Source organism: Microbulbifer epialgicus (genome assembly GCF_041447265.1).
Classification (GTDB): domain Bacteria; phylum Pseudomonadota; class Gammaproteobacteria; order Pseudomonadales; family Cellvibrionaceae; genus Microbulbifer; species Microbulbifer epialgicus.
Genome location: NZ_JBGMEK010000091.1, coordinates 1 through 14,402, shown reverse-complemented (window position 1 = coordinate 14,402; position 14,402 = coordinate 1). Strand labels below are relative to the sequence as shown.

At 44.2% G+C, this 14,402-nt stretch carries 10 protein-coding genes and 1 pseudogene; 5 read left to right on the top strand and 6 right to left on the bottom strand.

The genetic code is table 11. The annotated features are described in order from the left end of the window. Positions 1-293, bottom strand: a 293-nt coding sequence (locus tag ACCI49_RS21135; protein ID WP_371841212.1) for a transposase, incomplete at its 3' end; no start/stop codon positions are given. Positions 294-739: 446 nt separating this feature from the next. On the opposite strand from ACCI49_RS21135, the gene ACCI49_RS21130 reads away from it, so the two are divergent. Genes ACCI49_RS21130 through ACCI49_RS21120 form a run of 3 tightly spaced genes read left to right on the top strand, consistent with a single transcriptional unit; the run spans position 740 to position 5,938 of the window. After that, positions 740-5,509, top strand: coding sequence for a FlgD immunoglobulin-like domain containing protein (locus ACCI49_RS21130; protein WP_371841211.1), 4,770 nt, complete (start codon positions 740-742; stop codon positions 5,507-5,509). A gap of 15 nt (positions 5,510-5,524) precedes the next feature. Continuing rightward, positions 5,525-5,716 carry a hypothetical protein gene (locus tag ACCI49_RS21125; RefSeq protein WP_371841210.1) on the top strand — a complete coding sequence of 64 codons (192 nt, stop codon included), beginning with the start codon at positions 5,525-5,527 and terminating at the stop codon, positions 5,714-5,716. 54 nt (positions 5,717-5,770) lie between these two features. Continuing rightward, on the top strand, positions 5,771-5,938 hold the full coding sequence (locus ACCI49_RS21120) for a hypothetical protein (protein WP_371841209.1): 168 nt from the start codon (positions 5,771-5,773) through the stop codon (positions 5,936-5,938). A gap of 394 nt (positions 5,939-6,332) precedes the next feature. Here ACCI49_RS21120 and rfbB read toward each other — a convergent pair whose 3' ends face one another. The 3 genes from rfbB to rfbC all read right to left on the bottom strand — a co-directional run bounded on the left by rfbB (position 6,333) and on the right by rfbC (position 9,091). Continuing rightward, a complete protein-coding gene (rfbB, locus tag ACCI49_RS21115) occupies positions 6,333-7,400 on the bottom strand; it encodes a dTDP-glucose 4,6-dehydratase (protein WP_371841208.1) in 1,068 nt (355 codons plus the stop codon). Positions 7,401-7,539: 139 nt separating this feature from the next. Then, on the bottom strand, positions 7,540-8,424 hold the full coding sequence (gene rfbD / locus ACCI49_RS21110; protein WP_371841207.1) for a dTDP-4-dehydrorhamnose reductase: 885 nt from the start codon (positions 8,422-8,424) through the stop codon (positions 7,540-7,542). Between the two features lie 127 nt (positions 8,425-8,551). Next, positions 8,552-9,091 carry a dTDP-4-dehydrorhamnose 3,5-epimerase gene (gene rfbC / locus ACCI49_RS21105; protein ID WP_371841213.1) on the bottom strand — a complete coding sequence of 180 codons (540 nt, stop codon included), beginning with the start codon at positions 9,089-9,091 and terminating at the stop codon, positions 8,552-8,554. Between the two features lie 759 nt (positions 9,092-9,850). On the opposite strand from rfbC, the pseudogene ACCI49_RS21100 reads away from it, so the two are divergent. Continuing rightward, positions 9,851-10,081: pseudogene (locus tag ACCI49_RS21100) on the top strand (DDE-type integrase/transposase/recombinase); the annotation flags it as partial. 496 nt (positions 10,082-10,577) lie between these two features. Here ACCI49_RS21100 and ACCI49_RS21095 read toward each other — a convergent pair. Next, a complete protein-coding gene (locus ACCI49_RS21095; protein WP_371841206.1) occupies positions 10,578-12,860 on the bottom strand; it encodes a nitric-oxide reductase large subunit in 2,283 nt (760 codons plus the stop codon). 20 nt (positions 12,861-12,880) lie between these two features. Further along, on the bottom strand, positions 12,881-13,123 hold the full coding sequence (locus ACCI49_RS21090) for a hypothetical protein (RefSeq protein ID WP_371841205.1): 243 nt from the start codon (positions 13,121-13,123) through the stop codon (positions 12,881-12,883). Between the two features lie 510 nt (positions 13,124-13,633). Between ACCI49_RS21090 and ACCI49_RS21085 the strand changes: the two genes are divergently transcribed. Then, complete coding sequence (locus ACCI49_RS21085; RefSeq protein ID WP_371841204.1) at positions 13,634-14,095, top strand: RrF2 family transcriptional regulator; 462 nt, start codon at positions 13,634-13,636, stop codon at positions 14,093-14,095. Positions 14,096-14,402: the final 307 nt, after the last annotated feature.

Below are 14,402 nucleotides of genomic sequence, written 5' to 3'. Positions count from 1 at the left end.
GTTCGGTCCTCCGGGTTTAGGCTGAGAAATCGACAAAATGAAAATCGATCGCGTATCTGATATTCCAGCTCATCATCCGATAGGTTATATAAATGCTGTAATACAAGTGCCTTGAACATCAGTACCTTATCAAAGGGTCTTCTTCCAGCATTACTCTTTCTTGGAAGTGTGGGGATTTTATTCAAAGTACTCCGGAAGTCCTCCCATTCAATCAACTTGCGCAGAGCAACCAGTGGATCATGTTCATTTAGCTTGCGATGGCGGTCATCAAGATCGAAAAAACTCGGCTGCATTTGACAATAACCTTTACTGGTGAGCGTTTAGACTATTTTACCGGAAAATAGTGAGTTTTTAGAGGTGCCCTTAAAGCCATAATGTATAACGTATCGACCATACTCATTATACTTCTCCTAAAATTCACCCCAGGCAATCTTTAAATCAACGGCGGGGAGAGGATATTGATGAGCAGGATAGGAAGATTTTGAGTTGGATTTGTAGTGACCTGCATTCAACTCTGAAGTGCATCAGTTAATCGCCTTGAAAATAAAGGTCAGCTGAAGGTAACATCTACCGCTTCTTCTCCGCCTAGAGATTAAATGATGCACTTCAGAGTTGAATGCAGGTGATTGATTAGAGCCCAAGTGCGTTATAGGGCTCTTTGTTAGGGATTTTCATGTGTTTAGCACGTTCTGTGGTGCAATACCACAAGGTGAATGGAATGATTCAAGGGTAGTCAGTAATGATTAGGTGTAGTTTCGCTGGGGCGATTAAGCAAGTTATGAATGCCGGCATATTGGCTGTGCTGTGGTTGTCCTTCGCGATATTTTCTGTGGGTGTCTACGCTGAGGTGCTACTCTATCCTTTGGCGGAAAGGGTGTATACTCCTAACCAATACATTGCCGGCTTCTCTGACCAACCAAATGACGCCCTTGAGATCGAGATCAACGGTGCGATTACTGCGCAAACGAGGGCTAATGCCACCGGTGAGTTTGCCTTGAGAGTGGCACTGAGTGAGGGTGAAAACCTCATCCGTGTGAAGAGCACAACCTCAGCAGAGGTTTCTAATACGCAAGCTCTCAAATATTTAAATGCCGCTGATAGTGACAACACCGATGGGCAGCTAGAGGTCCGCACAGATATTGTTGCTCCAACACTGAACCTACCCAATACCGATGGTTTGACAAATCCTATCAACCTGACAGGTACCGCGGAGCCAGGGACAACGGTTAGTTTTTTTGTAAATGGCCGTATAACAAGAAATATTAATACTGATGATAGTGGTGTTTTTTCTACATGGGTGCCTTTGGAGGATGGCGATAATTCCATCTACGCGATTGCTGAGAAAGATACAGGGCAAAGTGTTGCCTCGAACAGTGTGACTACCATTTATACGAACACCCTAGTTCGGGACTGGTCCGGGAATGTTTCTACCACCTTAGTGTGGACCAAAGGCGATGGTTCGCCCTATGTTCTCAATAGTAATCTGAATATACTCCAAAATGCCACTCTTTGGATTCAGCCGGGAGTTGAAGTTGTTGTGGATGGCAACCACAAGTTAACAGTATCCGGCCATTTGCAGGTCACAGGGTTTAGCGAAAAGCACGTTAAATTTAAGCCATCTACGCCATCCTGTAATGGCATTAATACCCGACGTGCGGATTGGTCGGGTATTGAAGTTGTCGCAGGGGCTACGACGACTATAGATTATGCCGAGGTGCACTGTGCTTATATAGGTATCCACTTTAATGGTGGCGATGGCTCACTACGTAACTCTGAGATTTTGAATAATTACACGGGTACTCGCACAATAGCCGCTTCTGCTGCGGCCCGCATCGCTCCACAGATTAGTGGTAATACGATTCGTGGCAGTCGTGAGGGTATTTATGTATACCTCAACAGTGACCCGCAGATCAGTGCTGGCAACGTGATCACTGAAAATCTATTTGGTATCTATGTTGATGGGCATGATAATGATGTGGAGCAAAACCCGGCTCCGGTAGTAACTGGTAACAGTCTCTACGACAACAGCTCTTATAATTACGAGGTTGGATTTTTTGCTAATGGAAAATTTAACCCTCTGGATGCCACTGGAAACTGGTGGGGTAATGCTGAGCCCAGTCAAATTGATAAAAAAATCTATGACTGGACAGATTACAACTATCTTCCAATTGTGGATTACCGTCAATTTCTTGATGGCCCTGAGGGCGAGACCGCCTATAAAGGAGAGGCGCTACTCGGCTATTTAAAAGAAGATACAGATCTGTCCGATGATAGCTATTTGATACTCGGAAGGGTGGAAGTTGCAGTGGGCACAACATTAAATATTGATGTAGGCACTGAGCTCCGTTTTGCCGGTAATTATCCGTTGCTGGTTCGAGGCACACTCACTGCACAAGGTAGCGAGTCTTCGCCGATTGTATTTAAGCCGACTGCCCAGGCCTGTGATGGTAAGAATAACAATGTACAGTGGCCGGGTATTGAGGTGATTGCGGGTGCCACCGCAAGTATCGAACATGCCGAAGTACACTGTGCGCATATTGGTGTTCACTTTAATGGTGGCGATGGCTCAGTGCGCAACTCCGAGCTTTTGAATAATTACAAGGGTATTCGCACTACAGCAGCATCCGCTGAGGCTCGTATCGCTCCAAATATTACCGGTAATATCATTCGTGGCAGTCGTGAAGGTATAAGTGTGTACTTTAACAGTGACCCACAGATCACTGCAGGCAACGTGATCACTGGTAATCTATGGGGTATTTATGCCGATGGGCACGATACAGATGCGGCGCAAAATCCGGTTCCGGTCGTAACCGGTAACAGTATTTACGATAACATCTATCACAATTATGAAGTCGTTTACTTTGTTAATGGCGTATTGACTACTCTGAATGCCACCGGTAACTGGTGGGGAACGGCAGATCCTAGCCAAATCTCTGCAAAAATCCTCGACTGGACAGATTACAATTACCTTCCAATTATTGACTATCGTCAATTCCTCGACAGCCCTGGGGGCGAACCTGTTTATAAAGGAGAGGCACTACTTGGCTATTTTACAGAGGATACAGTCCTGCCCGAAGATAGCTATTTGATACTTGGTCGGGTGGAAGTTGCGGCGGGTACAACCTTAAGTATTGGTGCGGGCACGGAACTCCAGTTTGCCGGCTATTTTCCGTTGCGGGTTCGAGGAGCATTGAGTGCACAAGGCAGCGGGGCCTCGCCTATTGTGTTCAAGTCGACCGCCCAGACTTGTGATGGCAACAATACCCAGCGGCGAGACTGGCCAGGCATTGAGGTGATTGCGGGTGCAACCGCAAGCATCGAATACGCCGAGGTGCACTGTGCTGATATCGGTATTCAATTTAATGGCGGCGATGGCTCAGTGCGTAGCTCCAAGATTTTGAATAATTACACTGGTATTAAAACCACAGCGGCATCCGCTGAGGCACGCATCGCTCCGAAGATTACTGGTAACACGATTAGTGGTAGTCGCGAGGGTATTGATGTGTACATTAATAGCGACCCACAGATTAGCGCTGGCAATGAGATAACCGGCAACTATATTGGCATCAATACCGATGGACACCGTACTGATACGGCGCAAAATCCCGCCCCCGTCGTAACTGGCAATAGCCTCTATGACAACAGCTTATACAACTACCATGTCTTGTACTATGTCGATGGAGCATCGACTACTCTGGATGCGACCGGTAACTGGTGGGGTAGTGCTGAACTAGAGCTGATAGTCGAGTCTATTTTTGATTTCAATGACCAGCCGAATTTACCACTTGTAAACTACAGTGGTTACCTGGATGGTATGAACGGTCAGCTCGCTTATGATGCTGTAACTTTATTTGGTTCTATCGCAGAGGATACGGTTCTACCCGCCGATGATTATCTGGTGCTACAGAGTTTAAAGGTGGAGCCAGGAATTACCCTGTCTATTGAGGCTGGTGCCAACCTGAGTTCTGCCCCAGATCTAAAATTGCAGGTTGCTGGCACTTTGCTTGTCCAGGGCACTGTGGAATCTAGAGTGGACTTTGCGCCGCTCTCAATACAGACTACGCCAGGGGAGTGGTATGGTATCGAAGTGGTTGCCGGCGGCAGCGTTGATTTAAACTATGCGCGAGTAGAGGGGGCCGAATACGGGCTAGACTTTAACGGCGGCCAAGGTACGGTGCGCAATTCTCTGTTCCGTTTTAATACCTACGGCATTTATGTACGTGCTGGCAGTAATCCTCTGATTACCGATGGCAATGAAATCACGTTCAATGATTATGGTATTTATATCGAGGGAGATGGTAATGCGGTTAACAACCCACGACCGGTAGTCACTGGCAATAGCCTTTATAGTAACAACCATCATGATCTCTATGCTACCAATTTTGGCGATCCGACAAACGTTAACTTGGATGTCAGTGATAATTGGTGGGGCACGGCGGATGAGGCCGCCATACAAGCACAAATCTATGCTGATGACAGTTCATCGCCACAGGTGGATTTTAGTGGGTATAGAGATTCAGCCACTGACCTACCCGCGGTGCGCCTCAGTGATGTGGCCCTGCAAGTAGTAAAATTCTATCCACTTGAGGGCGAGCGGGCGCAAGGTAGTTTCAGCCTAAACCGCCCTGCCAATGTCACCATTGAGATCCGCCGGGATGCCGACGATAAGCTAGTCTACCTGGCTAGCGAAAGCTATGTTGAGGCCGGTGTGTATCCAATTTCCTGGGATGGGCGAAACAACCAGAACGAGCTTCAGTCTGAGGGCCTGTATAGAGTTGTACTGCGTGCAAATGACGGGCTCGATGACTTTATCTACGATTTGCCGAAACCCAATGGTGAAGGTTATGTCCAGGGCACTGTGCCTGCCTTCTATGATGTCTACGCTAACGAACTCTATAAGGTTTCGGTGCAGTTGCGGACGCCGGGCTTGGTGAGTATGCAGGTCACACCAAGTGGCGAATCTGCCTTCAGTGTGTTTGAAGATGTATTTTATCCCCAAGGTAATCATTGGCTCTATTGGAATGGGCGTGATCCTGAAGGACATATCGTAGAATCCTCGGCAGCTATCTATTATCCGACACCCAAGCTAGTACGTAGTACTGCTATCTATCTCGCCGGCATTGCACCACGCATTACCGGTGCCGCAGCGGCTCCAAGTATCGAAGTTAAATCAGACCCCTACCGAGTCAGCCACAGCTATGAGCAGCTGACACGTATGGCCTATCAGGTCAGTACCGATGCCGTTGTCACTTTTAGCCTACTGCCGCCGGGCATTGTCGACCCCAATCATCCCTCTGCGACTGTACTGGTAGATAAGCAATTGATGAGCGCGCAGGATGGGGAGGGTAATGCACTGTTACACGAAGTGGAGTGGCGCGGTTATGACGATTCCGATCCTAATGCGGTGTTAGTAAGTGATGAGGGGGCTTACACCTTTGCTATTCAGGCGACTTCGCCGGAGAGTGGTGAAAGTAGCTTGTATCGCGGTATTGTGAATCTGTATCGCTAAGTGGATAGAAGTTCGATGTTTTTAAAAAAAATAAGTCGGTGGATTTACTTATTGTGTCTCAGCTGTTTCACGCAGCTGGGGGATGCCGATGATATTGCTTATCTGGGCGTAGCTGACGGCTATTGGGAAGTGTGGCGCACGAACACCGAGGCCGACTCTGGCGAGCAGTTAACCCCGTTTGGTGCGGATGTCTCGCGTATCTCCTAGTATCTGGATGGGCGTCATCTGCTGGTTAACCTTCACGATGGTCACTTGTACCAGTTGAATGCTCGCAACAAAGTACTGGCTCAGATTGAGGCGCTGCTCCCCAATATTCTGGATGCAGTTGTTAGCCCCACAGGGGATACCCTGACGTTCTCCCTCAGTACCTCCAACAGTATCGATGACAACGATGTACGCTTTGACCGCTTTTCTAGAGATTGGCCTTAAGCATGAGTTTCTCACTCTCAGATGAGTCATAGGTTTAATGACTTATCTTTCTGTGACACGCCACATGGTAAGGAATACGCTAACTTGTGAGTGTATTTACTTGGTTTGTGCTGTTGGGGAGTGATTGGCTAAAAATCAGCTAGAAAGAAAATTTTTATAATCTTTTCCTATAAAATGAATTATAAGCATTTGATAGTAAGGGTTGGTTTCTGGTAGCTGTAGATAGTGATTTTATAATGTTTTCCTACAATCCACAGATATCGATTTAACTAAAAATTAACAAGGATTTATCCAAAGCTTGTAATTTCATTCCACAAAATTATAGAGGTTATCACATAGTAGGCAGCTCCAGGCCATAGAGTTGCTGCGTGGAAATCCATCCTATTTTCTCATGTTAATGTTTCAGTAAGCGCATCCACCATTTTTTATTTTTTAAGTACCAGTTAATGGTCTTAATAATGCCAGTTTCGAAACTTTCTACAGGTCTGTAATCTAATTCCTTAATTGATTTTTCTGGATCAATTGCATACCGTCGATCGTGCCCTGCTCTATCCGCTGTAAATGTAATTAAATTTTCCGCCTTAGCACTGGCTACCATTTTTGCATTGGGAAACTGGAATACCAGTTTGGGGAAGGCAGAAAACTGGTCATTCATCAACTTACAGATCAGCTTAACGATATCAATATTCGTCCACTCATTAACTCCACCGATATTGTAACACTCGCCGATACGTCCCTTTTGGAGTATTTTTTCAATCGCTCTTGCATGGTCCTCCACATAAAGCCAGTCGCGAACTTGAAGTCCATCGCCATAGATAAGCAGAGGCAGGTCGTACAAGATGTTAGTGATAACAAGGGGGAAAAGCTTTTCAGGAAACTGGAAAGGGCCATAATTGTTTGAACAATTACTCGTAGTTATTCGTAAGCCATAAGTGTGATGATATGCACGTACTAAATGATCTGAAGCTGCCTTGCTTGCGGAGTAGGGACTGTTAGGCGCATAAGGTGTAGCTTCACTAAAGGCGGGATCTTTAGGCTCAAGAGTGCCATAGACTTCATCTGTGGATACGTGATGAAATCGATGTGTACCTAAATTGACCTCTTCGTCCAACCATACTTTTTTTGCTGCTTTTAATAAGCTATGAGTACCAATGACATTGGTTTGGATAAAAACATCTGGTTTGTTAATAGAGCGATCAACGTGGCTTTCAGCTGCAAAATGTACAAGTGTATCTATACAACGCTCTTTGAGTAGAGACTCTACCAGGTGAGTATTGCAGATATTTCCCCTATAAAACTTGAAGTTAGGATTGCTTTTAACCAATTCTAAGTTAGCTAAATTACCGGCATAATTTAGTGCATCAAGAACTGTAACTGAATCTTGCGGATAAGTGTTCATCCAATAGTGTACAAAATTGGCACCAATAAAACCGGCGCCCCCAGTTACCAGAATATTTTTCATTTTATGTGAATAATTAATTTCTAAATGTCAAATTAAGGTTTGATGCCTAACTGAGCTGAAAAAGATCCCACCCTCTTCAATATTATCTGCTTTGAAGCACTAAAATGATTTTTCCTAAGAATGGCATTGATTAAAACAGTTAAGTGTCCAGGAGTCTTTCCCTTCTTTTAGAAAAAGCCAACTTGAGGGATTCCCGCCAGCTCTTTAGGTTGATATTCAAGTCAGTTTGTAAACGACTTTTGTCCAGTACACTATAGGCGGGTCTTTGTGCCGGTGTAGGGTAATCTTTTGACGCTATGGCGTTAATTGCGACTTTTTCATTGTCTGGAAGTAGTCCACTCAATTGAGCCTCATCATAAATTGCTACGGCAAAGTCATACCAGCTAGCAACACCCAGGTCAGTACAGTGATAAATTCCTTGTAGAGACTCATTACGTACAAGACTAAATACTGCTTTCGTAAGTGTTTCTATCCAGGTGGGTGTGCCAACTTGGTCCACCACTATGCTCAACTGATCATTTTTACTCATCATTCCCAACATAGTGTTTACAAAGTTTTTGCTATGATTTGCATATAGCGAAGCAGTTCGAAGAATAACTGCATTGGGTAGTATCTTCTGAATAATTTTCTCAGCTTTTGCCTTACTTAAACCATAAATATTGATGGGATTAACGCTATCCGAGATAAGATATGGAGAGGACTTGTTCCCATCAAAAACGTAGTCAGTTGAAATTTGTAGTAGGCGGATATCAAATTGTTTACAGGCTAGCGCAAGTATCTCAGGACCCCTTGTATTTGTGGTGAAGGTGAGCTCATGCTCATCTTCAGCGTTATCAACGGATGTATACGCAGCCGCATTGATGATGACATTGGGCTGTATTTTTTTGACAGCCCTAAAAACGGCTGCTTTATCAGAAATATCGAGCACTTGTCGCGAAAGAGGAATGAGCTTTAAATCCTTAGGGCAATCAAATTGAAGTTCTCGTCCCAGCTGACCATTACTGCCAGTAACTAAAACTTTCATGAAATTATTTCCTGTTTTTGGTTGCATCACAGAAAACTTGAGCTGCCTGAGTTTCTGATACTCTCATAGCTACTTTATTATTAAATACGAATTTAATAATGTGCCTGTTAATAACGAATCCCTATATTCAGCATTTAAAGTATTTCGCATCTCTAAAGTATCCGGCATTACGATCTTTGTCCGAGATTTTTGGATGTTCTCCTGTGGCAAGTAGCCAACTTATACGTAAATCTGGATCATTCCATAAGATTGAATATTCATATTCTGGCGCATAATAGTTGGTGCACTTATATGTAAAATCAGCAATTTCGCTTGTGACATAGAACCCCTGGGCGAAACCTTCTGGTATCCAGAGTTCCTTATGATTTTCATCTGATAGATGAATCCGGACCCATTTCCCAAAAGAAGACGACCCCTTACGAAGATCAACATCAAAGACGCTGCCGTAAGTTACTCTAACTAATTTACCCTGAGTCATTTTTGCTTGATAGTGCAGTCCTCTTAAAACACCTCTGAATGATCTTATATGGTTTTCTTGAATAAAGTTACTCTGAACGCATCCTTGATTAAATATATCTTCACGAAAACACTCGAAAGAATAGCCTCTTTCTTCAGAAATCACTTTAGGCTGAATAATTTTTACGTCAGGGGTGTGTGAATTAAAAATATAAATGTAGTAACTTGTAAAAGAAATCTATTGTGGAATAAGTAAAAAATTGGCTAATAAATGGTAAAATTTAAAGAAATTAGGTTTGAAGCTTACTTCATTATTGAAAGTAAAAAACAAGCTATCTCATGAAGTAGGCTTTTACCCTTTCCTGTATGCTCGTAGTCAACGTCTATGTCTATACGAGCCTGACTGAAGCGTATTCTTCTCCTACGCTTATTTGCAAAATCTCTACTTTGGTTAGACACTCTAGATGTTGCTGCTAATTTTTTGGCAATATGCAGGAAGTATAGAATTAGATATGTCTATATCGATTAGAGAATAAAATATTGACGCTCAATTCATTAATAATGACCTTTGGATAGTGACGTGGGATTAAAGGTCAAGAAAAAATTTATGACTCCACTACTGGATATTGAGTCATCAGAGGCCTATTAGAAGGGTGCACCTAGCCACCAACGCCAGACACTCTTAAGTAATAAACTATGTAACAGAGTTGCATCATGGTCAGATCAAGTAAACCAACCAAAAGCACTCGCAAACAATATTCCAAGAAATATAGGAGGGTGCTCTAGCACCTGTAACCAAAGTTAGTAAGCGTTGCCGCTACAAAGCACAGGCAGGAGATCAGTATTAACGCAATGGCCAGGGTATTGAGCTTATCTCGCAATGACTTTTACGGCTGGACGGCACGTGCCACCACCTGATTCATACGTCAACAATATCACAAGCTGCCAAATCGTTCGATACAAGAGTGGTTTATGGACGGATGAGGACGGATTATATTTGACCGTAGTGGTCGACCTTGATAGTCGGCTGGTTATAGGTTGGACGATGTTAGAAAGAATGGCGACTACATTAGTCTGCGATGCATTAGAAATGGCTTTGTGGCGATGAAAAGACCTAATGACGTTATCAGTGCATACTGACAGAGGAAGCCAATGCTGCTCCAGAGATTATCAATCTTCAATTAAGGCAAGTGAGGTGCGGTTAAATTATATTGTTGCTTAGGGCGTCTGTAAAAATCGCGGTTCACTCGGATTTATCGCATGAAGACACTCATGATTCTGTGCTGTCAGATATCAAAAATTAATTTATAAAGGAAAATATAAATTAACGAGTTAATACTGGGTCAGAAGGAAAGAATACACTGCACTCGAGGCGCGCTCTGAATACATCTCTGTAAGCTCGTAATGGGCATCCATGCCTCTTACGGTCCCGAGCGCAGTGTATTCTTTCCTTCCCCTAGTAATATAACAAAATTTGTAATGCTATCGGTTTTAGATCTGCACAAGCCTATGAAAGGCCAAAAGATTTACATATCTGTGTCAGTAGTTCATTGTCAGGTTAATTGGGGAGCCACTGAATTACTCCGTAAATCGTTCTGAAAACCTCGCAGAGATATTACGGAATTATTCAGAGACTCCCTAGTATGTAACGTTACCATATACTAACCTCGGTAACGTTACATTGAATTGATATTCGACTAAGCTGTGGGGTCGTGTTGTTCAGATGGCAGGCTTGCAATAGCTTGGGAGTCTAAATTGAATACACCTTTGACAACTTGCGATGTGATGGCCAATGCGCCAATAATAAACACTACATCGCCAATAGTTCGTATCCATCTTAAAGTTACGAATGTCTCACTTTGCAGCATGCTTTCACTGCGGGCATACCACAGTCCCTCTGAAGCACTAGCCATAAATTGAATAATGCCAACCGGTAACAAGCTGGTAAATAACATCAAGGCCAACCCGGCGTTCATCCACCAGAATGCAGTTTTCATCAATGTTTCGTTAAAAATCAATTGTGGTCTGATGTACCTAAGTACCAGTAAAGTAAATCCTAAGGCCAAAAATCCGTACACACCGAACAGTGCTCCATGAGCGTGAGTCGCCGTGGTATTCAATCCTTGCAGATAATATAGAGCAATGGGTGGATTAATGGTAAAGCCAAGTACACCTGCTCCCAACATATTCCAAAAGGCAACGGCCACGAAGAACATCAATGGCCATTTAACTTTAGCCATCCAAGGAGCGCGATTTTTTAAGCTGTAATGATCCCAAGCTTCGTAACCCAGCAGGATAAGTGGGACCACTTCGAGTGCGCTAAATGTAGCACCAATAGCCATAACGGGTGTTGTTGTACCAGAAAAATATAAATGATGAAATGTACCTGGTACTCCTCCCAGCAGGAATAAAGATGCTGATGCTAGCGAGGTCACTGTAGCCATGCGTTTCGACACCAGTCCCATGTTGAAGAAAATAAACGCAAGGGCGGTCGTGGCAAATACCTCGAAGAATCCTTCCACCCATAAGTGCACAATCCACCAGCGCCAGAACTCCATGACTGAGATGTGTGTGCGTTCACCGTAAAAGAAGCCTGCACCGTAAAATAACCCTATGGCAATCACCGAAGCAGTAAATAATGCCAACAGATTTTTATCACCCTTTTGTTTTAATGCAGGCACGATACAGCGAAGCATCAAAATCAGCCAGAGCACCACACCAGCAAATTTACCAACTTGCCATAGCCTGCCAAGATCTACATATTCATAGCCTTGATGGCCAAGCCAAAAGCTCACCTCGGGTGGTAAAACTTGTGCAATAGCTAGGTAATTACCAATAAATGAGCCGGCCACCACCGCAATCAAAGCCCAAAACAACACATCAACACCGTGTTTTTGAAACTTTGGATCATTACCGCCGTTTATAATGGGCGCCAAAAATAATCCAGCGGCTAAGAAACCTGTAGCAATCCAAAATAACGCGGCCTGGATATGCCAAGTGCGAACCAAGCTATACGGAAACCACTCCGATGTTGGAAGGCCGTAAAACCCTTGCCCTTCGACAGTATAGTGAGCAGTAAAGCCGCCCAAAAAGACTTGGAAGGTAAACAGTGCCACGATGAGCAACAGATATTTACCAAGCGCCTTTTGCGAAGGGGTCAAATTAAATGTACTGATTGGATCTTGATTGGGCGCATTAGGATGCTGCTCATCTTTGCGTAAGAATGCCCACGCCCAAACCAGTGCGCCTACACCGGCAATTAACAACACTACACTGATAATGGACCAAACAATGTTTTCTGAGGTTGGTTTATTATCAATTAATGGTTCGTGGGGCCAATTATTGGTATAAGTAGCACCGCCTTTTGAGCGTTCAGTCGAAGCCGCCCATGCAGTCCAGAAGAAGAACTCAGTCAATCGTGTTCGCCGTTCAGTACTGGGTAAGGTTACTTCTTTCATGGCGTAATTTGCTCGAGTTGGCTGCAGCGAGGGATCGCCGCCAAAGAGCGCGTCATAATAACTTGCGGTGTGTCTTATCGCCGCTATCCTTCGCTCGGACAACGTTACGGTATCGGTATGCTGGTTATAGGTATTGGTCCGATAATCTAGTTTTAGGTCATACAGCAAGGCATGCTTTTCTTTATCGGTTAGCGAATTGTATGATCGACCAAATTCCGCCTGTGCGGCTAATGCTAACCAGTTAACTAACTCGCGATGTAACCAGTCGGCGGTCCAGTCTGGTGCCTGATAGGCACCATGCCCCCAGATTGACCCCAACTGCATGCCTCCAACTGACTGCCAAGCGGTTTGGCCATCTAAAATTTTATTTTTAGTTGTCAGTAGTTCGCCACTCTCAGACACAAAGGCTTTTGGAAGTGGAGGTGCCTTACGATAGACTTCGACGCCGAAATAGCCGAGAATCGAAAACGTCACAGCTAAGACGCCAATCAGAGTCCACCAAAGTGATTTGTAAGCGCTCATCTTAATTATCCTTGCTAATGTCAATTAGCGTTTTCAAATTGAATGGTGTTTTCGATATAAATATGCAATTTTAAATCGCGCATAAATGCTTGAAAGGAGAAATACAGCTTATACCAGGTATTCCATGTCCCTAGTGGTGATGGCTTATCATCAATCAGACTATTAGTGTTTTTAATATCCATCGTGTAGTCGTCATGCTCTATGGGACTGGTATTAATGGACCCATTCATTATGGGTTGGTTAGCCAACAACAGAAAAAACATTTACACCTCCTTTTCTATGTGTTGCTCTATTGGGAAATGAAACTGGACTAAGTGATCTGCAGGAATCGCGGGGTAAGCCGAGTGCTGACCATGTATGGTCTCGACCCGTTCGGAAAACTGATGTGATTCGCCTATCTGTTGCCGATAAAATTCATGAAAATTAGCCCGCAGTTGCTTAATTAGCTCCGCGGTACCTAATGCTTCCCAGTTAATTCCTTGACTTTGTCGGCTGCTCAAGGTCTTTAAATATTGGAGCGTGGCAACTGGGGCCAGAGACCTTTTAGCGAAGATCCCCCCTGATTGCTTAAACAACAGCAGGGCCTCACTCGGTCTCGCGGTGGCAGTTGGGCTGATAGGCCAATTGTGCTGGAACATGTCCCCCTCTAAACATGCCTTCCAAATGCATCAATAAGGGCAATGTACACCCAAAGCTGAAAGATGTAAACTAGATGAATCTTTGTGCGTTCCGATAGCGGAACCACCCAAACTGCATATTTAGGGGTTTTGTTAATGAAAATCACACGATTTACGGATTATTCCTTACGAGTACTGATGTACCTTGCGGTACAGGACCAAGATCTGGTCACCATCAGAGGAGTGGCTGAACGCTACGGAATATCCAAAAATCATTTAATGAAGGTGGTCCAGGAGCTGAATGCTAAAGGCTATTTGATCGCAACACGGGGTAAGTACGGGGGAATTCGTCTTAGCCGGGCTCCCGAACATATCAATGTTGGACAACTGGTGAGATCCATGGAGAAAGACTCTACTTTGGTAGAGTGCTTCGGACCAAATAATCAATGCGTTATCACCCCTGCCTGCCAGTTAAAGCAAATGTTTGCCGAAGCCATGGAAAGCTTTTTTACCTGCCTGGACCAATACACCTTGGCAGATCTAATATTGGACTCGAGTCGGCATGCCCTTGTAAACATACTAGCAATACCAGTCGGCATCGAAAGCACGAGTCACTAGCCGGACATCCCACATAAACACATTACTTTAAAAATCTCGTCCGAGAATTGCTGGCGGAGATATGCAAATCTGCAAGTATTTAATGGGCTTGCACCGGTATATGGCTGATGGCGGCTTATCTCTGTGCCTTATTAGCCCATTAACTTATAAATTTCCCAAGCTAAAAAATGCGATCTCTGACTATAAAAATTACATATTCCTTTGAGGTATTTAGTTTAACGTAGAAACCCACGTCCTACGGACGTGGTCATGAGTGACTGGCTTTGCCTGTTACGAGTGAGGTGGCTCATGTTACACCTAGGTTCGA

What these genes read in the sequence shown, in the direction of transcription:
- ACCI49_RS21095 (WP_371841206.1), bottom strand. Translation starts at nt 12,860, where the DNA reads ATGAGCGCTTACAAATCACTTTGGTGGACTCTGATTGGCGTCTTAGCT.
- ACCI49_RS21125 (WP_371841210.1), top strand. Translation starts at nt 5,525, where the DNA reads ATGTTTTTAAAAAAAATAAGTCGGTGGATTTACTTATTGTGTCTCAGC.
- ACCI49_RS21090 (WP_371841205.1), bottom strand. Translation starts at nt 13,123, where the DNA reads ATGTTTTTTCTGTTGTTGGCTAACCAACCCATAATGAATGGGTCCATT.
- rfbD (WP_371841207.1), bottom strand. Translation starts at nt 8,424, where the DNA reads ATGAAAGTTTTAGTTACTGGCAGTAATGGTCAGCTGGGACGAGAACTT.
- rfbB (WP_371841208.1), bottom strand. Translation starts at nt 7,400, where the DNA reads ATGAAAAATATTCTGGTAACTGGGGGCGCCGGTTTTATTGGTGCCAAT.
- ACCI49_RS21085 (WP_371841204.1), top strand. Translation starts at nt 13,634, where the DNA reads ATGAAAATCACACGATTTACGGATTATTCCTTACGAGTACTGATGTAC.
- ACCI49_RS21130 (WP_371841211.1), top strand. Translation starts at nt 740, where the DNA reads ATGATTAGGTGTAGTTTCGCTGGGGCGATTAAGCAAGTTATGAATGCC.